Source organism: Brevibacterium sp. GP-SGM9 (genome assembly GCF_047300845.1).
Classification (GTDB): Bacteria; Actinomycetota; Actinomycetes; order Actinomycetales; family Brevibacteriaceae; genus Brevibacterium.
On record NZ_CP178563.1, the window covers coordinates 3,049,442 to 3,074,774 of the forward strand.

Consider the following 25,333-nt stretch of genomic DNA (forward strand, 5'->3'; position numbering starts at 1 on the left):
TCTTGTATCGAGGTCTCTGTGTCAACATTCCTGTACGCGCTGGGGCGCCGCGCCTATCGCACTCCGCTCCGCTTCATCGCCCTGTGGCTGGTCATCTTCGGGCTCGTCGGCGCCGGCGTCGCGGCCTTCGCCAAGGACTTCGACAATGACTTCACGCTGCCCGGTTCGGAGGCGCAGACAGCGCTCGACTCGATGAAGTCGACCTTCCCCTCGGCGGCCGGAGTGTCCTCTACGGTCATCGTCGTCGCCGCCGGCGGCGACTCCATCGACGACAAGAAGTACAAGGACGAGATCGAGGACGCCGTCGACGACTTCAAGGACCTTCCGCATGTCGACGCCGTGACCTCTCCCTTCGACGACCTCGTCGACGGGGCGATCAGCGACGACAAACGAGCCGCGCAGATCTCCGTGCAGTACGACGGCACTCAGCAGGAGGTCGGCCCCGAGGCGCCCGACCAGCTCCTCGACGCCCTCGACCCGGTCCGCGATGCCCTCCCGGGTGCCGAGGTCGAAGCCGGCGGCGAGCTCTTCCAGATCACCGGAGTCGAGATCTCCTGGGTCGAAGGCATCGGCGTCGTCATCGCCTTCATCGTCCTCCTGCTCACCCTCGGCTCCTTCCGTGCCGCCGGCATGCCTCTGATCACCGCGCTCATCGGCGTCGGCATCTCCGTGCTCCTCATCGTCGGTGCCACCGCCTTCGGGGCGATCAACTCCTCCTCGATCATGTTGGCGCTGATGTTGGGCCTGGCGGTCGGCATCGACTACGCCCTCTTCATCGTCTCTCGGGACAGAGCTCTGCTCGCCGAAGGCCACGCGCCCATCGAGGCGGCCGGACGCGCGGTCGCCACGGCCGGCTCCGCCGTCGTCTTCGCCGGAATGACCGTGATGATCGCGCTGCTCGGTCTGTCCCTGGCCGGCATCCCCTTCCTCACCATCATGGGCATCGGCGCTTCGGGCTCCGTGCTCGTCGCCGTGCTCATCTCGCTCACCCTCGTCCCGGCCCTGCTCGGTCTCGTCAAGGGCAAGATCACCCCGAAGCCGACGAAGCGCTACCGGAAGGCCTTCGCCGCCGCCGCCGAGCGCACGCAGGCCCCCGCCACCCGTGACGACATCGCCTCCGAAGCCCGCGCCGAGGCGGGGGAGCCCTACCCGCCGACGATCATGAATAAGTTCTTCGCCGGCTGGCTGCGGGCGGTCACGAAGATCCCGCTGCTGACCATCGTCGTCATCGTCGGCGGTCTCGCCCTGTTCGCGATTCCCGCGACCCAGCTGCAGCTGTCCCTGCCCACCGCCGGGCAGCAGGAGGAAGGCAGCCCCGCGAAGACGACCTACGACCTCATCGACGAGCACTTCGGCCCCGGCTTCAACGGTCCGCTGGTGATGACGAGCCAGATCGTGACCTCCGACGATCCGCTCGACGACGTCGACCAGATCAAGGATCGGATCGAGGAGGTCGACGGCGTCGACCAGGTCATTCTCGCGACCCCCAACGAGGATGCCACCACCGCCCTGTTCCAGATCATTCCGACCACGGCCTCCGATGACCCCGCGACCCTCGATACCGTCGACCGGCTGCGGGCGCTCAGCGACGAGATCGAAGCCGACTATGACTTCGAGACCGCTGTCACCGGGGCCACGGCGATCCAGATCGACGTCTCCGACCAGCTCGGCCAGGCCCTGCTGCCCTTCGGCATCTTCGTCGTCGGCCTCTCGATCATCCTGCTGATGATGGTCTTCCGCTCGATCGCGGTGCCCATCAAGGCCACCGGCGGATTCCTGCTCAGCGTCTTCGCCTCCTTCGGCACGGTCGTCCTCGTCTTCCACGACGGCTTCCTCGCCGGACCCATGGGCATCGACCAGACCGGTCCGGTGATCAGCTTCCTGCCGATCATCGTCATGGGCATCCTGTTCGGACTGGCCATGGACTACGAGGTGTTCCTCGTCTCCGGAATGCGCGAGGCCTATGTCCACGGGGCGAGTGCGCGGGACGCGATCAAGGCCGGCTTCGCCTCCTCGGCCCGCGTGGTCACGGCCGCAGCGGTCATCATGTTCTCCGTGTTCGCGGCCTTCGTGCCCGCCGGCGAGCCGATCATCAAGTCGATCGCCCTGGCCCTGGCCTCCGGCATCTTCGTCGATGCCTTCCTCGTGCGCATGTCGCTGGTCCCGGCGATCATGCAGCTGCTCGGTGACAAGGCCTGGTGGCTGCCGAAGTGGCTCGACCGGATCCTGCCCCGGCTCGATGTCGAAGGCGAAGGGCTCGCCCACGAGGTGGCCCTGCGCGATTGGCCGGAGCCGGATTCGCCGTACCGGGTCTACGGACGCGGCATCGGCGTCTACTCCGGGGATCGCGGCTTCTCCCGTGTCGACATCTCTCTGTTGCCGGGCCAGGTGCTCGTCGCCAGCGGACGTGCACGTCGTGCCCTGCTCCTCGCCCTGTCCGGACGTGTCGGGCTGAGCGCCGGGGAGATGAAGATCGGCCACGAGGTTCTGCCGGAGCATGCCGGCAAGGTCCGTCGCAGCGTGCCCTACTTCGAACTCGATGCCGAGGTACCGGCCACCCTGCCGAGTTCACGCGAGCTCTCACGGTGGGCCACCTCGGCGCCTGACCTGCTCATCATCGATGGGGCACAGGCCCTAGCCACCCACACCGGGCGGGAACTCGCCGAACTTCTGCCCCAGCTGCAGGAGGCGGGCACGGCCATCGTGCTCGGACTCCCGGACGGGGACGTTTCGGGGATCCTGTACCCACACACGAACTACTTCCACCTCGACCTCGACGAGGCCGCCCCCGAGGGCGATGGTGGAGCAGATGACGACAACGGCGGTGTCCGGGCCCACGCGGCCGGCCGCAGCAACATGGAAGGCGTGCAGTCGTGAAACTCGAACGTGCGAACTCGAAGCGGCCCGTGACCTGGGTGTCGCTCATCGGCCTTGTGCTCATCCCCATCATCGTGGCCGCCGGATTCATCCTGGCCACCTGGAAGTCGAGCGACCGTCTCGACACCATCGAGGCCGCCATCGTCAACAACGACGACGGGGCCGAGGTCGACGGGGAGACCGTGCCGATCGGCCGCGAGCTGACCAGCGGACTCGTCGGCGAAGAGGACAACAACATCCACTGGGTGATCACCGACGAGGACGACGCGGCGAAGGGACTCTCGGACGGCACCTATGCCGCGAAGCTGACCATCCCCGAGGGCTTCTCTCGGGCGGTGACCTCAGTCGACGATGCGAAGTCCGCGACGCAGACGCAGCTCGACGTCGATGTCTCCGGGGTCGCCCCGGCCGCGGATACGCAGATCTCCCGGTCGGTCGCCGAGGTCGCGCGCACGACCTTCAACACCGAGATGACCGAGAACTACCTTGACAACATCTACGTCGGCTTCAACAAGATGGGCGACCAGATGAAGGACCTCGGCGACGCCGCCGGGGAGCTCGACGACGGGGCGAAGGACCTGAAGACGGGCACCGAGAAGTCCGCGAGCGGCGCCGGGGACCTGTCGAAGGGCATGGACGAGCTCTCCACCAACGGCGGAGAGCTCAAATCCGGGGCCGGTGACCTCGCCAAGGGCGCGGGAGACCTCTCGGACGGCACCTCCCAGCTCTCGGGCGGACTGCAGGAGATGAAGAAGCAGACCGCCGAGCTGCCCGAGAGCACGCAGAAGCTCGCAGACGGCTCCGGCGAACTCTCCGACGGCGTCGACGAATACACGAAGTCCATCGACGAGATCATCAAGGGCTTCTCCGGCTCGGGCGGTTCCGATGAGGGCGGCCTCGACGACCTCATCGACGGCGGCAAAGACCTCGACAAGGGCGCCAAGGGCGTCTCCGACGGGGCTTCGGGGCTCTCCGACGGCCTCCACCAGTACCGGGACGGTCTCAAGGACGGGGCGGACCAGGCCGACAAGCTCGCCGCCGCCAACCCCGACCTCGACGCGCTCGTGGCCGCCGGGCTGATGACCCCGGAGGAAGCCGAGGCGGCACGCGGTGATCTCTGTCCCACGGGCACCCCGGACGAGGCCTGCCAGGGCATCGAACAGGCCTTCGCCCAGGGACTGCTCAAGGGCACCTCGGGCGGTCTCGGCTCGGCCGTGGACGGACTCGAGCGGAAAGACAAGACGTCCGGTCAGTCGCTGCTCGGCGGGGCCGATGGCCTCGCCGACGGGGCGAGCGAACTGAGCAAGGGCATGACCAAGTTCGTCAAGGGACTCGAGGACGGCCTCGGCGAGCTGACGAAGGGCATGGAGGACATCTCGAAGAACGCCCCGAAGCTTCTTGAGGCTTCGAAGGGCCTGCGCGAGGGCGCCTCGGGTGTGGCAGATGGCAATCAGCAGCTCGCCGACGGCATGCCCGAGCTCTCGAAGGGCGTCGGGAAGGTCGCGGATGCCTCGACTCAGCTCGACGACGGTGCCGGCCAGCTCTCCGATGGTGCCGGTCAGCTCTCCGACGGAATTGGCCAGTACACCGACGGCGTCTCCCAGGCGGCCACGGGCACCTCGGACCTCGCCGCCGGACTCGATCAGCTCGCGAAGGGCACCGACAAGTACTCCGAGGGCGTCGGGAAGTTCTCCGACGGCGTCAAGGACGGCGCGGACGAAGTGCCGTCCTACTCCTCGACGGATCGGGACAAACTGGCGAAGGTCGCCTCGGCGAACATCAAGTCGCCCGGCAGCGACGACGTCACCGATGTGCTCCAGGGATCGACGATCGCCCTGCTGATCATGCTCGCACTCTGGGTCGGCGGACTCGTCACCTACACCGTGCTCAAGCCGATCCCGGCCTCGACCCTGCTCTCGACCAGGTCATCCTTCGCGGTCTGGCTGCGAGGTCTGCTGCCCGGCGTCATCGTCGGCGTGCTGCAGGCGCTCGTGCTCTCGATCCTCGCGGTCACCGTGATGGACATCGATGCCGTCCAAGGCTTCGACATCGCGGTGCTCACGTTCGTCTCCGCGATGGTGTTCATGATCCTCAACTTCGCGCTCGTGGCGTGGTTCGGCGGCGTGGGCAGATTCCTGTCCGTGATCGCCGTGGTCCTCGCCGTGGCCGGGCGGACGATCGGTGCGGTGCCGCAGTTCTTCGACTTCGTCGCCCCGCTCCTGCCGCTGACACCGGCGATGAATGGCTTCGCAGCGATCGCGGCGGGCACCACCGGTCAGGCCGCCGCCTACGGGGGACTGCTCGCCTGGGCGGTCATCGGCATCGTGATGTCGCTGCTGGCGATCGTGCGCGCGAGGTCGACGAAGCCGGAGGCCGCACTGGCCATGGCCTGAGGTTGGGTGGGCGTCCAGGCGATGTACCGGTTAAGTCAGATAGCCCCGGTTGCAACCGAAGTACTCTGACTCAACCAGTGCATCGACCGCGGCCGACCGGCTCCGGGACCACGGCCGCCCGAGACCAGTCCACTTTTCTCCGGAGTGATCACGACCCTCTGTGAGGATCACAGAGCAATGTGTGCCGGTTTCGCGGAAGCCGGCCGGCTCAGAGGAGGTCGAGGATGGCCTCGGCCGCGGCGTGGGAGTCGCACAGAGTGGTGGCGTTCGTGCCCGGATTGGCCGCGATCGCCAGCCCCCACTGCATCGCCGAGAGTTGGATCGACAGCGCGAAGCGCCGCGGGTGCACGGTGCCATCGACGTCGATCGTGCGATAGGGCCGCGGCGTGAGCGCGAGCCCGTTGAGGAGCTTCTCGCGGCCATCGTCCAAGGTCAGCCGGGCCGCAGTGATCTGACCGCGATCGAGCATCCCGTGCAGGAGGACATCGGCGGCGCGCGTGATCGAGTTCGTCGGTGAAGCCGCGTCGATGACCACGTTGCCGGTGACCTGGCCATTCACCTGCGCCGAGGTGACCCTGAAGATCTGCGGTCGCGCGTCGGAAGGCGCGGCGCCCGGTTCAGGTCTGTCGGTCCTGCCGGCCTTGTCCGCGATCACATCGTACGCGTGCGCTCCATCCGCGTGCGCGTCGTCCTCGTTCGCTTCGAGGCGCATGTTCGGTCCGACGAAGGTGACGATTCCGGCTTCGGCGAGGGCGAGGAGTTCGGCGATGCGCTGCGGGGGAGGGCCGTCGCAGATCCCGGAGACGAAGCTCTCGAACCAGCCGCAGATCTCCATGTCGATGCTGACCCGGTCGATGTGTCCGGCCGCGATGAGCTCCTTGAGCAGCAGCCTGGACTGCCAGAGCACGTTGAACAGCGACTTCACGGGGCTGCCCGTCGGGCCGGCCAGGGAGTCGTGGAGGTCGGTGCGGAGGAAGTCGAGCATCCACTCGTGCAGGGAGTCGGGAGCCCCGGGTTCGCGGGAGTCGAACTTCCGTCCTTCGAGCGGATCGAGCAGCGCGTGCAGGGACATGCGGTGGGCGGGATCCGGGACGAGTCCCTCTTCGATCTCCGACCATGCGAAGGCCTCACGGGTGACGCGACCTTGGCGGGCCGCCTCGGCCTCGGAGGCGGCATCGGGGTGGGTCTCCTGCCAGGTGCGCCTCGTCAGGTGACGGGACACCGCTTCGGCGATGGCCTCACGCAGCTGTCCAGGATCACCGGCGAAGGCCTCGGGACTGACCTCGGAGAGGGTGCGGTAATAGGCGAAGCGGAGGTCGGCGAGGATGAGCGGCCAGAGCTGGTCGTTGAAGCGGGCCCCGGCCCTCCGCTCGCCGTCGAGGTCCTCGAGACCGGCCAGATGCGCGATGTTGTCCTTGGTGAAGTAGCGCAGCGGCCAGGGTGCGCGGGGGTGGTCGTCACAGATGGGCTTGCTGCGATAGGGGACTCCGCGCCGGGAGCCGAGTGCGAGGAAGGGCTCCTCGCCGCTGGGGAGGTAGCGGAGTTCGCCGGCGGCTCCGGCCCCGCTCCCGTCCACCGGTTCGAATCTGCCGCCGCGCTCGTAGGTGAACAGCGTCTGCAGGTCGAAGTAGTTGAGCCCCATGCCGCGGACGATGCCACGGCTGCCGGGGGCCACCTCGGCGACGGGGGCTTCCGCGGGCAGACCCTGGGGCAGGTACAGCCCGCCCGAGCGCTGGGCGAAGGTGGCAAGCCGCGCCCGCTCCTCCGTTTGGGCGCTCGGGATGTGGCCGACGGCGAGGACGACCGCGAGGGCGATGATCGTGGTGCCGTCGGCGCAGCGGACGAGCTGCGGGGGCACTGGGTCGGACGCGGCGTCGACACCTCCCGGCGCGTCTTCGAAGGGCTCGAGCGGGGGCAGGTCGATGATCGATTCGACCGTGGTGGGGTGTTCGACGATGTCGATGAAGTCCGGCGCGGCCGCACGGATGCGGGTATAGGCGTCGCGCAGGTAGCGGCCGTACAGGGCGCGGCTGGGGAACGTCGAGTCCACGGGCTCGGTGCCGCCGTTCTCGCGATACCACTCGGCCATCGACGGTCCGGTCGGCACATCCTCGGCGTCGAGGAAGTCGCAGCTCTGATCGGGGAACACCGTCTGCTCACCGATCGTGGTGTTCATCAGCAGCGTCTCCGGCTGGTCGGTGCGCCAGACGATTCCGGCTCCCGGGGGATACGGGTCGATGAGGTGGATGACGAGGGCCGGATCGGCGGAGCCGCCGGAATCGGCATCGGTGACGCGCTTCGCCGCCAGTGCGGTGAGCCGCTCGAGGACGGTGAGTCCACGCGGACCGGCGCCGACGATGACGACTGCGGGGGCCTCCTCGGCGCTCAACCCTGGTCTCCGGCGTTCGGACCCGGGTAGCCCGGGAACGAATCGCCGGGCTTGAAGCCTTGCGGGTAGCACTTGCCTTCGGCATTGGGTTCGCCCGGGACCTCGGATTCGGACGAGTCTGCGCCCTCGTCACCGGTGTCGCCGGCCGCGGTGTCGGTGGTCTCCTCGTCGCTGGCCTCGTCCTCGGAGGACTCCTTCTTATCGGAGCTGTCGCTGCCGTCGTTGGTCGGCTGCGGGGTCTCTTCGCCGTTCGAGGCGCCCTTGACCTCGCCGAGGATCCACTTGTGGAGGACGTCGAAGTCGGGGTTGTAGGTGGGGGTGACGTCGTTGTTGATCTGGACCGTCGTCACATCGCCCTTCTGCATCGCCACGGCGAGCTCGATGAAGGCGGGGATCTCGTTCTGCGGAATCGAGGTCGCAATGTTCTTCGTCGCCGAGTTCGCGAGCTTCGGATAGGCCGCGGCCAGCTCCTGCGGGTCGATCTGCTCGAGAGTGGTCTTGAGCATGCGCTGCTGGCGGCACATGCGGTCGTAGTTGTCGCTGCCCTCGCGGGAGCGGACGTACCAGAGTGCGTCCTTGCCCTTGAGTGTCTGCTCGCCGGGATCGACCCAGCCGTAGACCTTGTTCGGGACGCCGGACATGGATTTGCCGCCGCCCATCGGGATCGGACGTTCGACGTCGATCTTCACACCGCCGATGGCGTCGACGACGTCTTCGAACCCGGCCATGTCGACCGAGGCCCAGTAGTCGAGGTTGAGACCGAGGGACCCCTGCACGGCCTGCATCGTCGCCCACATGCCCGGCTCGAGCCCGTGCGTGTCGCCGATGGCGTCCTGGTTCTGCTCGCCCCACTGCCAGACGGCGTTGATGAGGTCCTCCGAGGAATCGCCGGAAGGACGGAATCCGTCGGGCCAGGCCTTTGCGAGTTCGCTGCCTTCCGGGAAGATCGGGAAGGCGAGGTTGCGGGGCACGGAGATGAGCGCGGCATTGCCGGTCTTCGTGTCGATCGAGGCGACGAGCATCGTGTCCGGGCGAGTTCCCTCACGGTCATCGCCGTTGTCTCGACCCATCAGGAAGACGTTGATGTAGGGCTTGTCCGCCCACAGCTCATCGGCTCCCATGGATTTGCCCGTGCTGTCGCCGAACAGGCTGGAGACGGTCGAGGACTGCACCCGGGCGTAGACCGATCCGACGCCCAGCGGGATGCCGATGATGAGCGCCAGCGAGACGACGAGCACTCCGGCCAGCTTGTTCTGCCAAGGCGTGTACCTGTGCCCTCGCCGCAGGCCCAGGTGGGAGACGACGATGACGAGGATCCAGACGACCCCGACGACGACGGCCGCGATCGCAAGGAAGTTGAGCAGGGAAGGATTGCCGACGACCATGCTCACGGCGCGAACCGGGCCTTTGATGAGCAGGTAGAGCAGACCGCTGACGATCGCGAGGGCGAAGAGCCCGAAGATGATGAGGCCGGCCGGGCGGAAGCGAGTGCGCAGCAGTCCGACGCCGGGCAGCAGGGTGCTCAGTGACGTCCAGCCGACAAGGCCGGGAAAGGCCTCGCCGAGGCGGGAGGAATGGCGTCGGGCCCGTGCCGGCTCGTGCTCGGCCGGGGAGCGGTCGTCTGTGCGATCGGTGCCGCGGTCGTTGGCGGCGCGGCGATCGGCCCGGTCGTGCGAAGCGTTGCGGGCTGCGTTGTGTGCCGCGCCGGCGGTGCCGGCTGCCGCGGCTCCCGCTCCTGCTCCGACTGCGGCCGCTCTGCTCTTGCTGCCGGCGCCGCCGCGTCGGGAGCTGCGTGAGGACGAAGCAGCGCGGCGATCACGGCGGGTCGGGTAGGACTCGGGACGTCGGGAAGAATCATTCGCCGAGGCTGCGGTGGTGGGGTGCTGCCCCGTGGAGAAATCGTCGCCGGACGCCTGCTCGGTCGAATCGGCGGCAGCGGCGACACTTGCCGCGGATGCTCCGTTGGCGGCTGCCGCGCGCAGCATCCTGGCCTCGCGTCGGGTGCGCGGTGCCACCGGTCGCGGAGTGGGTGCCTTGGAGCTGTCGGTGTTCTGGCGTTCGCGTCCGAGACCGCTGCCCGAAGCGTTCGGGCGGCTGTGGGAATTCCCGGCAGCAGACCGGCCGGGGTCGGAGGCTCGCGGTGTCTGAGAGTTCGAGGACTGAGGTGTGGAGGGGCGAGAAGTGTGCGAACTGTCGTCGCTGGCGGCGGCATCGCCGCGGAATCGGGGTCGAGCAGAGGCACGGAGACGGCGACCTGCAGCGGGAGAATCGGGGTCGTTCCCATTCGGTCCATGCTTGTCAGGGGGAATCTCTGGCAAGTTCTCTACTCCTCAAACTTCACTTCTCGTGCCGGTCGGTCCGCTCATCGCGCTGGGTCTTCGGTGCAGGAGGCAGCCATGGAACATCACGTTCCCAATGACCGTCAGTGAGCAGACCGCAGAGCACTTCAGGTTGATTTTACGCCCGTAGATTGATGAATGCTGGAATTCGCGTGCACGCAAGCAGTGGAAAGGGACTCCCAGCGCCGGTCTGAGGCCGATCGGCGGACGTGATCGATATGAGCAAGGCCACTCTTCGCGCCTGCACTTTGCCCTCGGCGGGGACTTTCGCATAGGCTGTTCTCGTAGTGCCGACTGCGGATCCGAAGCCCTCGAATTATAGGGGGATCGGGTCAACGATTTGGAGTCGTGGCTGAGCGGCCGAAAGCGTCACCCTGCTAAGGTGAAGTCCCTTGAACTGGGGACCGTGGGTTCAAATCCCACCGGCTCCGCGTTGTGGGAAGCCCCCGCGATCCTCTAGAAATAGTGGATCGCGGGGGTTTCGTCTGTCCAGAAATAGGCGCTTGTCCACATTTTTCCGACACTCTCAATGTAGTGCCGCAACCCTCGCGGCTTCCATCGCCTCGGCGACGACCTCGAGATCCGAGTCGAACAAGTCGCTGCACGCGTCAGGATCGATCTAGTGGCCGTATTCGTCCCACGCCGCGTCATCGGTCATGCGGTGGCGTGGGACGATTCTCGTTTCCGGCCCGGTCGTGCAGCAATTGTTCGGCGACCTCCGAGCAGATTAGGGCCTGAATCTGCTCGGAGGTAGCCGAACAATCGACCTGAGCGCCGCAAAACTGGTGATCGAAGCGGCTGCGGCCCATGGACCGAGCCAGGGCCCTCGCCGATGTCCTGACCTCGGGAGACGCAGACCTCAAGGTCTAGGCGGTGGGGCACGGTGAATCCGACCCTGTGGCGTCGAATGGCACCGAGGCTGACGACGATCCGGAGGGCCGAGCGAAGAACCACCGGGTGGAGCTCCGCTGCGACGGCTGACACGGGTCCGCTGGTCGGAGTCCGCCTCGTCCCCTAGACTCGGGTTGTCAGTCAATCCAAGAATGTCTGACAAAACCGCAGTCACACGACGAGGATGGAGGACAGCGATGAAGATTCTTTTGGTGGGATCCGGCGGACACGTCGGCGGCGTCGCACGCGCCGAACTCGAGAAGCGCGGACACGAGGTCATCGGCGTCACCCGCTCGACCGACCCTGCGGTCGACACCTCCGACCCAGAGTCGATCTCCCGGCTACTTGCGGCCGTGGGCACAATCGATGCGATCATCGTCGCGGTCGGTTCGGCCGCATTCAAACCCGTGACAGAGCTGACCCGTTCGGATTATCTGGAGGCACTGACCTCGAAGACCCTGGGCCAGGTCGAATTCGTCACCCAGGGCCTCGACCACCTCAGCGACGGCGGTTCGATCACCTTCGTCACCGGAGTCCTCAGTCGCGAACCCGTGCCGACCGCCGCCGCGGCCGCTCTGGCCAACGGTGCCGTCGAATCCTTCGTCATCTCCGCCGCCCCGGAGCTGCCGCGCAGCATCCGCATCAATGCGGTCAGCCCGAACGTGCTCGCGAACTCGCCGCACTATCACGATGCCTTCGCCGGCATGGTCCCCGTGACCGACGAGCAGGTGGCCACCGCCTTCGTCCGGTCCGTTGAGGGCAATGTCACCGGCCGCATCATCGCGGTCTGAAGACTGTGAGATGAGGACCACGAGATGAGGATCGAACAGTGAAGCCGTCGAAGCCGACGACCGCGTCGGGCGAGCGAACAGCGTCGAGCGAGCGAGCCGCAGTGCGCACCCCGGCCTCGAACACTGAGCGACGACAGCGCGTGATCGACGAGATCAAACGGCGCATCGTCCTCGGCGAGATCCGTCCCGGCCAGCGCATCATCGAAGCCGAGCTGACCTCGTCCCTCGATGTCAGCAGGCCGACCGCGCGGGAAGCGCTCAACCAGATGGCGCGTGACGGGTTCCTCATTCAGGAGGCCTATCGGGGTCTGCGAGTGGCGAACATCGAGGTCGAATCCCTCCTCGAGATCGCGCGTGTGCGCGTCGCACTCGACTCCGAGGCGATCGCCGAGATCCTCGCGGACGAAACGGGTCAGAGGCTCGCGCATCTCGAGGATGTGTGGACCGAGTTCGAGCAGATCGGCGCGGACTCGGACCCCCTGGCGCTGCACGAGGCGCACGTCCGCTTCCACCGGGGCATCTGGGAGGCCTCGGAGAACTACCTGCTGATGCGGATCTGGCCTGTGGTCGAGGCGCAGATGACGCTCATCCTCGCTTACGACCAGTTCACCCGCCGGGATGCCGGACGGGCGCATGCGATCCACGCTGCGCTGATGTCGGCCATTCGCACCGGAGACAAGGCACGGATCGCGACCGCTCTCGACGTCCACACCATGGACAGCGCCCAGGAGCTCGCCTTCCTCATCGCCGGCTCCTCCGGCGCCGGCTGAGCGCCGGCTCCTTCGGCAGAACCCCGGATCGTGCACTGCGAGTGCGCGATCCGGGGTTCTCTGTCTGCGCTCACCGGGCATTTCCTTGGTGATCGCTCTGTGTTGGACAAATCCGTGCATTACTTATTGACGCGCCCGCGAGCATTGCGTAGCGTAGCCATCAGTGATTGTCATACAATCGGATTGCGTGGTTGAGGCCGCGCCCGCAGTCGGCAACGGAGCACAGCAAAGGGGATACGGATGAGAACTGTCATCGTCGGGGGAGGAGTCGTCGGTCTGGCGACCGCCTATGAATTGGCCTCCGCAGGAGTCGAGGTCACCGTGCTCGAGGCGGCGAAAGCCGGAGCCGGGGCCTCGCACGGCAACGCCGCCAAGATCGCTCTCGCCGAAAGCAACCCGGTTCCCGCCCCTGGAGTCCTCCTGCAGGGCATCAGGTGGATGCTCAAACCCGACAGCCCGCTCTCGATCCATCCTTCGGTCGCGCCCGGTTACTTGAAATTCCTGCTGCGGATGGCCATGCACTGCAACGCCCGCGACTTCGCCGCCGGACTCGATCTGCATTTGCGCCTCGGTGACGACGCCAACGACCTCTTCGACGACTACCAACGGCAGGGCATCGATTTCGAGATGCACGATCGGGGAGTGCTGCTCGCCTTCGAGACCAAGGAGCGCTTCGAAGAGCATGCCGAGAGCCTGGAGGCATTCGAGGCCGCCGGCCACATTCCGCAGCGGCTCCACGGCGACTCGGTCCTGGAGGCCGAGCCCGCACTGAGCGATCGCCTCCGCCACGGACTCTTCTTTCCGAACGATCGACAGATCGAACCCGATTCGCTCACCCGAGCCCTGGTGGCCAAGATCCGCGAACTCGGAGGAACCGTCCGTGAGGACACCGGCGTCAGCGGGTTCGTCCGCAGCGGCGACACCGTCACCGCAGTGGTCACCGACGATGCCGAGGTCCTGCGCACCGACTCCGTCGTCATCGCCGCGGGGGTCCCGAGCGGGGCCCTGAGCGCGAAGCTCGGACAGAGGCTGCCGATCTATTCCGGCAAGGGCTACAGCATCGACTACAGTCCGGCCCCGGTGCAGCTGAAGACCTCGCTGACCCTCGAAGACGCCCGCGTCGCAGTAACTCCGCTGGACGGCACGCTCCGCCTGGCCGGAACCATGGAATTCGGCAGCAGAGACGATTCGGTCAACGAAGTCCGTGTCGAAGCGATCCGTCGCGCGGCCCGCGAGGCCTTCCACGGCTGGGGCGACGGTCCGGGGCAGAAGACCCCCTGGGCCGGTTCACGCCCGATGACTCCGGACGGACTTCCCGTCATCGGACCGCTGACGAGCGCGAAGAATGCCTTCGTCAACTCGGGACATTCGATGCTCGGACTCTCACTGGCCCCCGCCTCGGCGAGGGTGCTCACCGACATCATGCTCGACCGGCCCTCGCGCTTGGGCGCCGACCACCTGGCCCAGGTCTCACCGAACAGGTTCTGAGCCCCAGCGGCCACTCCGCAACCGACCCACCTCACCCCGCACCACATCCACATTCGAAAGGCAGACTCCTATGTCCTCCACATTCACCGGTATCCTCGCCGCCTGTGTCACTCCCTTCACCGCCGACGGGTCCGAGATCGACCTCGCCGGCATCCGCGCCCAGACCGCTCACATCATCGACGCCGGCGTCAACGGCCTCGTCCCCGGCGGCTCGACCGGCGAATTCACCGCCCTGACCATCGCCGAACGCAAGGCCTCCAACCGGGCCTACATCGAGGCGGCCGCCGGGCGGGTGCCCGTCGTGGCCGGCACCGGAGCCCCGAGCACCGCGGAGACGATCGAGCTGAGCCGGGACGCCGAGGCGGCCGGCGCCGATGCGCTGATGATCGTCCCGCCCTTCTACGACACCCCCTCCTTCGACGAGGTCATCGCCCACTATTCGGCGATCTCGGAGGCCGTGAGCATCCCCATCATGTTCTACAACATCCCCGCCGCCACCGGACTCGAGCTCAGCGCCGCACAGCTCGGCCGCCTCGGCGCCGAAACCGGGGTCACGAGCTACAAGGACACCGGCGGCGACTTCCCGAAGTTCACCGAAGTCCACTTCGATCACGCTGATGACATCCAGGCGCTCAACGGCTGGGACACCCTGACCTTTGCGGCGCTGGCCCTCGGCGCCGAGGCGGGAGTCTGGGGCGCGGCCAGCGTCATCCCGGGGCTGTGCGCCGATCTCTATCAGGCGGTCGCGGTCGATGCCGACCTCGCCCGGGGACGCGAGCTGTGGGCGAGAATCAACCCCATCTGCGTATTCCTCGAATCGCACAACTATGCCTGCGCGATCAAGACCGGTCTAGAACTCGTCGGCGTCCCCGCCGGCCCCACGCGAGCCCCGGTCCAGCCGCTGGCCCCGGAGTATCGTGAGGAGTTCAGAGGCCTGCTGACCGCCGCCGGCGTCGAGACGCACGCCTGAGTCGAAGGGGACACACGCATGACGAACAGGCAGCTCATCCAAGCGGTCGACGTCCACGCCGCCGGGGAGCCCGGACGCGTGCTCATGGGCTCGGGTCTGCGGGTCAAGGGCTCGACGATGGCCGAGCGTCTGCGCTACTGCGAGGAGCACCTCGACGATCTGCGCACCTTGGTCCTGCAGGAGCCGCGGGGCTATCCGGGGCTGTGCTCGCCGATCATCGTGCCCCCGATCGATGCCAGCTGCGACTTCGGGATGATCGTCATGGAGCAGGGCGGATTCCGCCCGATGTCCGGATCGAACCTCATCTGCGCCGTCACCGCCCTCGTCGAGACCGGAGCCGTCGACGTGGTCGAACCGGTGTCCACCCTGCGCGTGGACACTGCGGCGGGCATCGTCACCGTCCGCGCCGAGGTGGAGGCGGGCCGGGCGAAGTCCGTGACCTTCGACAATGTCCCGGCCTTCGTCCACGGCCTCGACCTGCCGCTGGACGTGCCCGGCTACGGAACGATCCCCGTCGACATCGTCTTCGGGGGGCAGTTCTACGTCCAGGCCAAGGCCGCCGACCTCGGAGTCGCGCTGGAACCTGAGAACGCGAAGACGATCATCCGAGCCGCCTCGGCGATGCGCCGTGCCGCCGACCTCGCCTTCGAGGTCGAGCACCCGCTCATCCCCGAGATCAACACGATCGGCCTGCCGATGCTCCACGGGCCGGCCGTGACCCCGGGCACCGATGGCCGCAACGCCGTGGTCCTGCCGAACGGGGAGATCGACTTAAGCGATGACACCACGTGGTCGGGGACGCTCGACCGGTCCCCGTGCGGGACCGGGACCAGCGGACGCGTCGCCGCCAAGCACGCCCGGGGCGAGCTGGCCGTCGGTGAGAAGTTCGTCCACGAATCGATGATGGGCACGACCTTCACCGCCGAGGTCAAGGAGACGACCAGCGTCGCCGGCCGGCCGGCCATCATCCCTTCGATCACCGGACGCGGGTGGATCACCGCGTTCACCCAGCTCGTCGTCGAGCGCGACGACCCGTTCCCCGTCGGCTACACCGTCGGAGACATCTGGGGACTGGGCGTGGGCACGCTGACCGCCGAGGACTGAGCCGGAACTGCCGAGGGCTGAGCGCGAACGGCGGAGATCAGCCATTGGCGAGGAGATGAAAGACTCTGCAGAGAATCGTCGGTAAGAATCGAGGAGCGTTCATGAAGGCGAATGAAGTTGCGGAGAAGCGGATCTCCTTTGTGGGCCTGGTCGAGGTGATCGAAGCCCGACTCGTCGCGGCGGGTGCCTCCGAAGAGGTTGCGCGTGTCCTCGCCTTCAACTGCGCTTCCTGCGAACGCGACGGCACCCTCAGCCATGGAGTGTTCAGGGTCAGAGGCTACCTCGACTCGCTGACCCGGGGGTGGGCCGACGGCGCTGCCGTGCCGAGCATCGAGCGTTCCGGGCCGTCCTTCATCCGCATCGACGGACGCAACGGCTTCGCCCAGCCGGCATTGGCGGCGGCGCAGTCGCTGATCGCCGATACGCTCGCCGAAACCGGGGTCGCCGTCATCGCCCTGCGCGATTCCCACCACTTCAGCTCCCTGTGGCCCGAGCTCGAGGGCTTTGCTCGGGACGGCCATGTGGCGATGGCGATGATCGCCAGCGGCAAGCTCGCGGTTGTTCCCGAGGGCGCGAGTCGGCCGGTGTTCAGCACCAATCCGTTCGGATTCGCCACTCCCGTCGCCGGTGCCGATCCGGTGGTCTTCGACTTCGCGACCTCCTCGGTGTCCCATGGGGACCTGCAGCTGCTCCGCGCCGACGGCGAAGAGGCTCCGCCCGGGGCGGGCGTCGACGCTGAAGGGCACGCGAGCACCGACCCCGTCGAGATCCTCGACGGCGGGGGCATTCGACCCTTCGGCGGACACAAGGGCGCCCTGCTGTCGATGATGATCGAGATGCTCGCGGCCGGGCTGACCGGCGGCAGCTTCACCTACGAGATCGATGTCGAAGCACCGGAGGGAGCCCACACCTTTCGGACCGGTCAGCTCTACATCGTCATCGACCCGCAGCGGGGCGGCAACGACGAGTATCTCGCACGGGTCAGGGCATTCACCGACATGCTCAGGGACTCGGGGATGGAGCGCCTTCCCGCCGATCGACGTTATGCCAACCGTGCCGAGGCGGAAAGGAGTGGAATTCCGGTCACGGCAGACATCCGCGCTCTCCTGGACTGAGAGCTTGCGTGCTTCGTGCTGCGTGACGGGAATGTCTGTCCGCTCAGCCGTTCATCCGCCGCCACAGCAGCGCCACGTGCAGGGCCGTGCGGGATTCGGCATCATCGAGGGAGACGCCGAGGCGGTCCTGGATTTTCGCGATGCGCGCGTAGAGGGCGGGCCGGGAGAGAAACCTGGCCCTGGCCACCGCGGATTTGTTCCCGCCGTGGCTGAGGTAGAGCTCGAGGAAGTCGAGGAGTTCGGCATCCTCGTGGAGCGGGCTGAGCTCGCCGTCGGCGAAGGCCCGCAGCCGCGGATCGTGGCCGAGCAGCGAGAGCAGCCCGCGGAGCCGGACATCGGCGGACCGGTAGTAGGAATGCTCACGGACATCCAAGGTCGACGCCACCTCGGCGACCTGCGAGGCCGCCTCGAGCCCGGATACCGCGGTCAGCAGCGAAGAGCTCGAACGTCCCACCCCGGCGGCCCACCTCGGCTCCTCGTCCCCGAGCTCGCCGAAGAGTCGGTCGAGGACCCGATCCTCGGCGTCCTGTCCGGTATCGGAGTCCCCGCTGCCGAGAGCGAGGATGAGACCGAACGTGCCGGACTGCAGGCTCGTCGCCAGGCACGGCAGCCGCAATCGTGTCGCCGTGGCCACGAGCTCTTGCGTCAGTCCGCGCTCTCGCAGCTGGATCAGGGTGGGGTCCCCATCAGCATCCCGATCGAGTCGAATGACGACGGGCAGCAGTCGCGCCTCGGCCTCGGGTGCGAAGCCGAGTGAGAGTGCACGAGCGCGTGCCGAGCGTTCGTCGAGGCCCGTACCGTCGGAGATCTCCCTGAGCAGACCGCTTTGGGCCTGCAGGAGCAGGTCCTGCTCATCGCGGTCGGCCATCCGAGTTAGGGTCAGCGCCTCACCGGCCCGTTCGATGATCTGCGCGATCGCGCCGGTGTCGGCGGCACCCGGAACGACGAGGCGGCCCCAGCGACGCGCACGCAGACCGACGGGAGTCTGGTGCCAATGCTGTGCACCGGCCTCACCGCGACCGGCGACGAGGTCGGTCCAGTTCTGCACGAAGTCCGCGGAACCCGAACCGGCATGAGCCAGCACCCGATGGGCCACATCCTCGAGGACGACGGGAGCGCCGAGGAGGTCTGCCGTGCGTTCGACGATGGTCTGAGCGCCCGCCCGCTCGAGGCTCAGCCGCGTGTAGGTCTCGTGGATCTCCTGGGCACGTTCGAGGCGCGAGAGCTGCTGGCCGAGCAGGCGGCGGTGAGCGAACTCCGTGATCCGCACGAACTTGATCCGCTGGGGCAGCATGATCACCGGCAGCTCACGCCCCGCGGCGGCCTCGCGCAGCACCTCGACGGCGGCGGGATCCGGAGCGGAGTCCGCGTCGACGAGTTCGACGACCGTTCCCGCGGCGCCGACGCGCTCGAGCTGGTCGAGGAACTCCGCCACCGCGGCAGGGGAGTTGCGGAAGGTCTGCGCGGTGGTGAGCACGAGCTCCCCGCCTTCGAGGAAGCGCTCGACCTGTTCGGAATCGGCGATGTGGACCCAGCGGATGCCACGCTCGAGCTCCGCGGCACCGGCAAGGATCTCCGGCTCTCCGGTGCGGATCTCCTCGACCTCGAGGATCTCGGCCACGCTCAGCCCACCGGTCCCGTCATCTGCTCCGCTCATTGACACAGTGTAAATCAGAAGCATCGAATGCTGACATAGTGTATCTGTTGCCGTGAGCGGATTCCGGCCAGACTGGCCCCAACAGCATCACCGTCGACGAAGAAGGATGACTCATGACCACCCTCTCCCATTGGATCAACGGACGCAGCGTTCCCGCGGACGCCGACTCCCGCCTCGGCGATATCACGAATCCCGCCACCGGCGAGGTCAGCGGCCAGGTCGCCTTCGCATCGAAGGCCACCGTCGAATCCGCGATCGCGAACGCCGCCGAGACCTTCCCCGCCTGGCGCGACACCTCCCTGGCGAAGCGGACGTCCATCCTGTTCAACTTCCGCGAACTGCTCAACTCCCGCAAGCAGGAGCTGGCTGAGATCATCACCGCCGAACACGGCAAGGTCGTCTCCGACGCCCTCGGCGAGGTCGCGCGCGGCCAGGAAGTCGTGGAGTTCGCCTGCGGCATCGCCTCCCAGCTCAAGGGCGGATACACGGAGAACGCCTCGACGAAGATCGACGTCCACTCTCTGCGTCAGCCCGTCGGCGTCGCCGCCGTCATCTCTCCTTTCAACTTCCCGGCCATGGTCCCGATGTGGTACTTCCCGGTCGCCATCGCCACCGGCAACACCGTGGTCCTCAAGCCCTCGGAGAAGGACCCCTCCGCGGCGAACTGGATGGCCGAACTGTGGAAGGAAGCCGGTCTGCCCGACGGCGTCTTCAACGTCGTCCACGGCGACAAGGAGGCCGTGGACACCCTGCTCGAAAGCCCCGATGTCGCCTCGGTGTCCTTCGTCGGATCCACCCCGATCGCGAAGTACGTCTACGAGAACGGGACCGCCGCCGGCAAGCGCGTGCAGGCGCTCGGCGGAGCGAAGAACCACATGCTCGTCCTCCCCGATGCCGACCTCGACCTCGCCGCCGATGCCGCCGTCAATGCCGGCTACGGTGCCGCGGGAGAGCGCTGCATGGCGATCTCTGTGGTCGTCGCCGTCGACTCGATCGCCGATGAGCTCGTGGCCAAGGTCGCCGAGCGCACCCGCACCCTGCGCATCGGCGACGGCACAGACGAACCGGACATGGGTCCGCTGGTGACCGCCGCGCACCGGGACAAGGTCGCCGGCTACATCGACGCCGGAGTCGACTCCGGTGCGACCCTCGTCCTCGACGGCCGCGACCACGACCATGCCGACGGCTTCTTCCTCAACCCGACCCTGTTCGACAACGTCACCACCGACATGTCGATCTACACCGACGAGATCTTCGGTCCCGTGCTCGCCGTGGTCCGCGTCCCCGGCTACGACGAAGGCATCGAGCTCATCAACGCCAACCCCTACGGCAACGGCACCGCGATCTTCACCAACGACGGCGGCGCCGCTCGCCGCTTCGAGAACGAGATCGAGGTCGGCATGGTCGGCATCAACGTACCGATCCCCGTGCCGGTGGGCTACTACTCCTTCGGCGGCTGGAAGAACTCGCTGTTCGGCGACACCCATGCCTACGGCGAGGAGGGCGTGCACTTCTTCACCCGCGGCAAGGTCGTGACCTCCCGCTGGCTCGACCCCAGCCACGGCGGACTCAACCTCGGATTCCCGACCAACGACTGAACCCCGACGGCCGAACCCCGACGTCGCACCCTGATGTCGCACCACGACGACGAACCACCTCGGCGAAGGAGCCACCATGACGACGATGAATAAAGATGATCTGCAGTCGGCCGAACTGCCGATTCCGGCCGACGGTGCCGGTGCCGACGACGCCCGGGCCGATGCCGCCCGGATCGACGCTGCCCGGATCGGCGAGGGCAGTCTCGCCGCGGGCCGGCGCGCCTATGAGCTCGACAGGGCGCACGTCTTCCACTCCTGGCAGGCGCAGGGACCGTTCACGCCGATGACCATCGTCGACGCGGAAGGCCCCTACGTCTGGGACGGGGAGGGGCGGAAGCTGCTCGACATGTCATCCCAGCTGGTCAACACCAACATCGGCCACCAGCACCCGGGCGTCGTCGCCGCGATCCAGGAGCAGGCGGGCAAACTGTGCACGATCGCACCGCAGCACGTCAACGACGCTCGCTCCGAGGCGGCCCGTCTGATCACCGAACGCACCCCCGGCAATCTCGACCACGTCTTCTTCACCAACGGCGGGGCCGATGCCAACGAGCATGCGATCCGGATGGCGCGCCTGCACACGGGACGGACGAAGGTGCTCTCCGCCTACCGCAGCTACCACGGCGGAACCCAGCTGGCCGTCAATGCCACGGGCGACCCCCGGCGCTTCGCCAACGACTACTCGGCCGAGGGCATCGTCCACTTCATGCCCGCCTACCAGTACCGCTCCTACTTCAACTCGACCTCCGAGGCCGAGGAGACGCAGCGGGCGCTGGCTCACCTCGAGGACATGATCACGCTCGAAGGCCCGGGCAATATCGCGGCCCTCCTCATGGAGACCGTGCCCGGTACCGCCGGTATCTACGGACCTCCTGCCGGCTACCTCGAAGGCGTGCGAGAGCTCACCGCCAAGTACGGGATCGTCTTCATCGCCGACGAGGTGATGGCCGGCTTCGGCCGCACCGGTCGCTGGTTCGCCGTCGACCATTGGGATGTCACCCCGGACCTCATCACCTTCGCCAAGGGCGTCAACTCCGGCTATGTGCCGCTCGGGGGAGTCGCGATCAGCGATGAGATCTTCGAGACCTTCCGCGACCGCGTCTACCCGGGCGGGCTGACCTATTCGGGACACCCGCTGGCCTGCGCGGCCGCAGTGGCGACCATCAACGCGATGGACGACGAGGGGATGGTCGACAACGCTGACCGCCTCGGCCGCGAGATCATCGGTCCGGCCCTGCGGGAGATCGCACAGCGGCACCCCTCCGTCGGCGATGTGCGCGGAATGGGCTGCTTCTGGGCCGTCGAGCTGGTCAAGGACCGGACGACGAAGGAGCCGCTGGCGGCCTACGGCGGCAGCTCACCGGAGATGAACGAGGTCATCGCCGCGATCAAGGCCGGAGGTGTCGTGCCCTTCGCGAACTTCAACCGGATCCACGTCGTCCCGCCGCTCAACACCCCCGATGCGGACGTCCGCTTCGGACTCGAGGTCCTCGACCGGGCGCTGGACGTCGCCGACGGCTATGTGAGCTGACAACCTCGGCGATCAGGTGCGGTTCGGGCCAGCTCTTCAGGCCCGGTTGCGGGCCTGTTGCGGGCCTGCTCTTCGGGCCCTGCTGCGGTTCGAGATCGCCGTGTGACTCCTGCCCCGTCCGAGTGGAGAATACTCAGGTATTCTCTGCCCGGGCAGCGCTCATTCTGTGTCGGTCCCGGGGAGGCATCTGCCCTGGTCACCGGAGAGCGCCTACCTCGGTCGCTAGTAGACACTCGCCCTGCTGATAGGTGAATATTCGGTGAACGAGGTGGAATCACCTCGAATTCTGGATGAAGTTCCGGCGAAGTTGGCGGTAGACTTTTGCGGGATTGAGGCCGCTGCCTGCCAGCTGAATCATCCACGGTCCGAATTGTGTCTACGCCCAAGGTCGCTTAGTGGAAATCATCTTCGTCGTCGTGCTCGTCATCGCACTGGCACTGTTCTTCGACTTCACCAATGGCTTTCACGATACGGCCAATGCCATGGCCACCCCGATCGCCACGGGGGCGATCAAGCCGAAGGCGGCGGTCACCCTCGCCGCTCTGCTCAACCTCGTCGGGGCCTTCCTCTCCACCGAGGTGGCCAAGACCATCTCCGGCGGCATCATCAAGGAAGGCGGCGGGGGAGTCCAGATCACCCCGGACTTCATCCTCGCCGGACTCATCGGCGCCATCATCTGGAACATGGCGACCTGGCGCTTCGGCCTTCCCTCCTCTTCGTCCCATGCTCTCTTCGGCGGCCTCATCGGCGCGGCCATCGTCGGTGCAGGACTCAACTCCGTCGATTTCGGAGTCTTCCTCTCCAAGGTCGTTCTCCCGGCCCTGGCCGCCCCGATCATCGCCGGCGTCGGTGCCTATCTGTGCACCCGGCTGGCCTACTCGATCACCCGCCGCAATGACGACGGGAAGACCGCCCACCGGGCGCCGTTCAAGTACGGACAGATCTTCTCCTCCTCCCTCGTCGCGCTCGCCCACGGCACGAATGACGCCCAGAAGACCATGGGCGTGATCACGCTGGTGCTCGTCTCCGCGAACCTGCAGGAACACGGGACCGGGCCGCACATCTGGGTCATCACCGCGTGTGCCTTCGCCATCGCGCTGGGCACCTACGTCGGCGGCTGGCGGATCATCGACACCCTCGGAACCAAGCTGACGACCGTCAAGCCCGCCCAGGGCCTGTCCGCAGAGACCTCGACCGCCGCTGCGATCCTCGCCTCCTCGCACCTCGGATTCGCGCTGTCGACGACCCAGGTCGCCTCAGGATCGGTGCTCGGCTCAGGGCTCGGACGCAAGGGCGCCGATGTGCAATGGTCCACGGCCGGACGGATCGCCTCCGGCTGGCTGCTGACCATCCCCGCCGCCGCCATCGTCGGTGCCGCGGCGGCATTCGTCGCTCACCTCGGCGTGGTCGGCGTCATCATCGACACCGTCATCGCCGTCGTTGCAGTGCTCTGGATCTTCCTCAGCTCGCGCCGCGGCGAAGAGACCGACATCTCGAACTTCGACACCGTCGGCGAGGCGGTCAACATCCGCGGGCGCAAGCGCAAGCTGCGCAAGGACCGCAACCGCAAGCGCGCCGAAACCAAGCGCGCGGACCGCCGCGAAGCCTGGGACGAGAAACAGGCGGCGAAGGCGAAGCGCCGCGCCTCCCGTGGTCGTCAGGCGACCGCCGTCGACGAGCATTCGACCGCCGCCGGCGGACCCGGAAGCTCCGGCATTCCCGGCAGTCCGGGTGGTGCCGCCGGACCAAGCGAGACCGAAGCTTCGCAGCAGACTGACAAGGGAGACGCGAAATGATCGAGTGGAGCTCATTCCTCATCGTCGCGGTCGCGACCTGGGTGTCGGCGATCGTCGTCATCACCCTCTACTCGACGGCCGTGCGCATGCGTGCCGTCCATGTCGACCTCCTCGCCGAGGGACGGCCCAAGCCGCTGTTACGGCTCGGCTACTGGTCGGTCTTCGGCATCTGCGGTCTCCTCGTGCTGCTCGGCGTCTACCTCATCGTGCCCGCACTCCACGGAGCCTGAGGACCGCGGGTAGCCGACGAGCCGAGGTAGATTCAGCAGTGTGGTCAGATCCCAGGATGACAGCGCCGATCTCACCCCCGATCTGCTGAAAGACATCGCCGAGGCGAACCCGAGGCGCCTCGAGAAGTGGCGGCAGGAGTTCGAGCGAATCGGCCGAGTGGTGCTGCGGACGAGTCTGCTCAAGACCCTCGGCGCTGCCGTGGTCTCGTGGCTCTTCGTCGCTGCGCTGGTCACCATGTTCGTCGTGACTCCGGTGACGAGGTGGAACCCGCAGTCGGATGACTTCGGCGCCAGGTCGGGGCCAGATCAGGGCCAGACCGCATGACGTGCTAGCGTGCGGCTATGACTGCGACCATGTCAACGCCGACGGTCGACGACCTGCCGGGCATCATCGACGCCGTGTCATCATGGCAGCGGGAAGGCGCACCGATGCAGGTGCATCCCGGAGATCTCGGGTGGTATGAGAGATTCGGCACCGAGGCGCTCGCCCGCGCCCTCCGAGTCTGGACATGGGGACGGGCTCAGTCACGGGATCAGGCCAGGTCACGGTCGGAGCAGATTGCTGCAGTCGGCTTCCTCGACGAGACCGAGCTGATCCGTATGGCCATGGACCCTGAACTCTTCGACGACGACGAGCTCGCCTCCGACATCGCCGATGATCTCGTCTCACGGCTCGACGATCTGCTGCCTGCCGGCGCAGGCATCGTCGAAGCCCGATTCGGAGGTGCACTGGCCCGAGTGCTCGCCCAGCGCGGGTGGTCGGACGATGAGCCGTGGACCCCTCTGCATCGTGACCTGGCTCGTCCTGTGCCGCCCGGGGCGCTCGTCATCCGGGTTGTCGGGTGGGAACTTGTCGAGGATCGCATCAGGGTGGAGGCGTCGGCGTTCCCCGGAGCATCGCTGTCCACTGAGCGCTGGCATCAGATGGCGCGGGGACATGCGTATCGCCATGGCCGATGCCTCGCCGGCTACGACGAACGCGGGTCGGCCGTTGCGGCGACGACGATCTGGTCGGCTGGAACGCGACGGCCCGGGATCATCGAACCCCTGGGCGTCCATCAGGAGCATCGTGGCCGTGGGCATGGGCGGGCGATCACCCTCGCCGCGGCCGAGGCCCTGCGCGGAATGGGCGCGTCGAGCGCAATGGTGGCGACCCCGTCGTCGAACGTTGCCGCGGTCGCGGCCTACCTGTCTGCGGGGTTCGAATCGCTCGGCGAAGCGACCGACCTCCGGCGACCGGCGTCTACTATGCCTTCGGAGCCACACGCAACGCCCGGCAACGCAGCACCGCCGACACATGTTGCACCCGGCCGCGCACCACTGGCCGCACACATAACGCCGCGAGAGTGACACGTCCTACCGGTGCTCCTGTAGGACGTGTCACTCTCGCGAGG

General features: G+C 67.2%; 16 protein-coding genes, 1 tRNA gene and 1 pseudogene. 15 read left to right on the forward strand and 3 right to left on the reverse strand.

The window, feature by feature from the left end; translation table 11 throughout:
* The first annotated feature begins 18 nt into the window (after positions 1-18).
* Both ACH82I_RS13680 and ACH82I_RS13685 read left to right on the forward strand, forming a co-directional pair.
* On the forward strand, positions 19-2,877 hold the full coding sequence (locus tag ACH82I_RS13680; protein ID WP_413333372.1) for an MMPL family transporter: 2,859 nt from the start codon (positions 19-21) through the stop codon (positions 2,875-2,877).
* Positions 2,874-5,270: a YhgE/Pip family protein gene (locus tag ACH82I_RS13685; RefSeq protein ID WP_413333374.1), complete on the forward strand. Its 2,397-nt coding sequence runs from the start codon at positions 2,874-2,876 to the stop codon at positions 5,268-5,270. The genes ACH82I_RS13680 and ACH82I_RS13685 overlap by 4 nt, the downstream gene beginning before the upstream one ends.
* 208 nt (positions 5,271-5,478) lie before the next feature.
* On the opposite strand, the gene ACH82I_RS13690 is transcribed toward ACH82I_RS13685, so the two are convergent.
* Entirely contained in the window at positions 5,479-7,659 is a 2,181-nt protein-coding gene (locus ACH82I_RS13690; protein ID WP_413333376.1) for an FAD/NAD(P)-binding protein, read from the reverse strand.
* Positions 7,656-9,674 (reverse strand): LCP family protein, encoded by a 2,019-nt coding sequence (locus tag ACH82I_RS13695; RefSeq protein WP_413333378.1) that lies wholly within the window; start codon positions 9,672-9,674, stop codon positions 7,656-7,658. The genes ACH82I_RS13690 and ACH82I_RS13695 overlap by 4 nt, the downstream gene beginning before the upstream one ends.
* Positions 9,675-10,340: 666 nt before the next feature.
* Between ACH82I_RS13695 and ACH82I_RS13700 the strand changes: the two genes are divergently transcribed.
* The 7 genes and pseudogenes from ACH82I_RS13700 to ACH82I_RS13730 all read left to right on the forward strand — a co-directional run bounded on the left by ACH82I_RS13700 (position 10,341) and on the right by ACH82I_RS13730 (position 17,127).
* Positions 10,341-10,429, forward strand: a tRNA-Ser gene (locus tag ACH82I_RS13700).
* 657 nt (positions 10,430-11,086) lie between these two features.
* Positions 11,087-11,680, forward strand: a complete 594-nt coding sequence (locus tag ACH82I_RS13705; protein WP_413333380.1) for a short chain dehydrogenase — start codon at positions 11,087-11,089, stop codon at positions 11,678-11,680.
* Between the two features lie 38 nt (positions 11,681-11,718).
* Positions 11,719-12,450, forward strand: coding sequence for a GntR family transcriptional regulator (locus tag ACH82I_RS13710; RefSeq protein ID WP_413333382.1), 732 nt, complete (start codon positions 11,719-11,721; stop codon positions 12,448-12,450).
* 222 nt (positions 12,451-12,672) lie between these two features.
* A pseudogene (locus ACH82I_RS13715) lies at positions 12,673-13,938 on the forward strand (FAD-dependent oxidoreductase); the annotation flags it as partial.
* A gap of 70 nt (positions 13,939-14,008) precedes the next feature.
* Complete coding sequence (locus tag ACH82I_RS13720; RefSeq protein WP_413333383.1) at positions 14,009-14,908, forward strand: dihydrodipicolinate synthase family protein; 900 nt, start codon at positions 14,009-14,011, stop codon at positions 14,906-14,908.
* Between the two features lie 18 nt (positions 14,909-14,926).
* Positions 14,927-16,012: a proline racemase family protein gene (locus tag ACH82I_RS13725; protein WP_413333385.1), complete on the forward strand. Its 1,086-nt coding sequence runs from the start codon at positions 14,927-14,929 to the stop codon at positions 16,010-16,012.
* Between the two features lie 101 nt (positions 16,013-16,113).
* On the forward strand, positions 16,114-17,127 hold the full coding sequence (locus ACH82I_RS13730) for an Ldh family oxidoreductase (RefSeq protein WP_413333387.1): 1,014 nt from the start codon (positions 16,114-16,116) through the stop codon (positions 17,125-17,127).
* A gap of 43 nt (positions 17,128-17,170) precedes the next feature.
* On the opposite strand, the gene ACH82I_RS13735 is transcribed toward ACH82I_RS13730, so the two are convergent.
* Positions 17,171-18,784 carry a PucR family transcriptional regulator gene (locus ACH82I_RS13735; RefSeq protein WP_230745925.1) on the reverse strand — a complete coding sequence of 538 codons (1,614 nt, stop codon included), beginning with the start codon at positions 18,782-18,784 and terminating at the stop codon, positions 17,171-17,173.
* A gap of 113 nt (positions 18,785-18,897) precedes the next feature.
* On the opposite strand from ACH82I_RS13735, the gene ACH82I_RS13740 reads away from it, so the two are divergent.
* The 6 genes from ACH82I_RS13740 (at position 18,898) to ACH82I_RS13765 (ending at position 25,289) form a co-directional block, all read left to right on the forward strand.
* A complete protein-coding gene (locus ACH82I_RS13740) occupies positions 18,898-20,382 on the forward strand; it encodes a CoA-acylating methylmalonate-semialdehyde dehydrogenase (protein ID WP_230745924.1) in 1,485 nt (494 codons plus the stop codon).
* Between the two features lie 76 nt (positions 20,383-20,458).
* Positions 20,459-21,913, forward strand: a complete 1,455-nt coding sequence (locus ACH82I_RS13745) for an aspartate aminotransferase family protein (protein WP_230745923.1) — start codon at positions 20,459-20,461, stop codon at positions 21,911-21,913.
* 395 nt (positions 21,914-22,308) lie between these two features.
* Positions 22,309-23,709 carry an inorganic phosphate transporter gene (locus tag ACH82I_RS13750; protein WP_230745922.1) on the forward strand — a complete coding sequence of 467 codons (1,401 nt, stop codon included), beginning with the start codon at positions 22,309-22,311 and terminating at the stop codon, positions 23,707-23,709.
* Positions 23,706-23,939 (forward strand): hypothetical protein, encoded by a 234-nt coding sequence (locus ACH82I_RS13755; RefSeq protein ID WP_230745921.1) that lies wholly within the window; start codon positions 23,706-23,708, stop codon positions 23,937-23,939. Before ACH82I_RS13750 ends, ACH82I_RS13755 begins: the two co-directional genes overlap by 4 nt.
* A 40-nt stretch (positions 23,940-23,979) precedes the next feature.
* Positions 23,980-24,264 (forward strand): hypothetical protein, encoded by a 285-nt coding sequence (locus ACH82I_RS13760; RefSeq protein ID WP_413333389.1) that lies wholly within the window; start codon positions 23,980-23,982, stop codon positions 24,262-24,264.
* A gap of 17 nt (positions 24,265-24,281) precedes the next feature.
* Positions 24,282-25,289: a GNAT family N-acetyltransferase gene (locus ACH82I_RS13765; protein WP_230745919.1), complete on the forward strand. Its 1,008-nt coding sequence runs from the start codon at positions 24,282-24,284 to the stop codon at positions 25,287-25,289.
* Positions 25,290-25,333 lie beyond the last annotated feature (44 nt).

Coding starts and splice junctions, on each gene's coding strand:
- ACH82I_RS13730 (WP_413333387.1), top strand. CDS start 16,114: ATGAAGGCGAATGAAGTTGCGGAGAAGCGGATCTCCTTTGTGGGCCTG.
- ACH82I_RS13765 (WP_230745919.1), top strand. CDS start 24,282: ATGACTGCGACCATGTCAACGCCGACGGTCGACGACCTGCCGGGCATC.
- ACH82I_RS13725 (WP_413333385.1), top strand. CDS start 14,927: ATGACGAACAGGCAGCTCATCCAAGCGGTCGACGTCCACGCCGCCGGG.
- ACH82I_RS13705 (WP_413333380.1), top strand. CDS start 11,087: ATGAAGATTCTTTTGGTGGGATCCGGCGGACACGTCGGCGGCGTCGCA.
- ACH82I_RS13720 (WP_413333383.1), top strand. CDS start 14,009: ATGTCCTCCACATTCACCGGTATCCTCGCCGCCTGTGTCACTCCCTTC.
- ACH82I_RS13735 (WP_230745925.1), bottom strand. CDS start 18,784: ATGAGCGGAGCAGATGACGGGACCGGTGGGCTGAGCGTGGCCGAGATC.
- ACH82I_RS13740 (WP_230745924.1), top strand. CDS start 18,898: ATGACCACCCTCTCCCATTGGATCAACGGACGCAGCGTTCCCGCGGAC.
- ACH82I_RS13755 (WP_230745921.1), top strand. CDS start 23,706: ATGATCGAGTGGAGCTCATTCCTCATCGTCGCGGTCGCGACCTGGGTG.
- ACH82I_RS13745 (WP_230745923.1), top strand. CDS start 20,459: ATGACGACGATGAATAAAGATGATCTGCAGTCGGCCGAACTGCCGATT.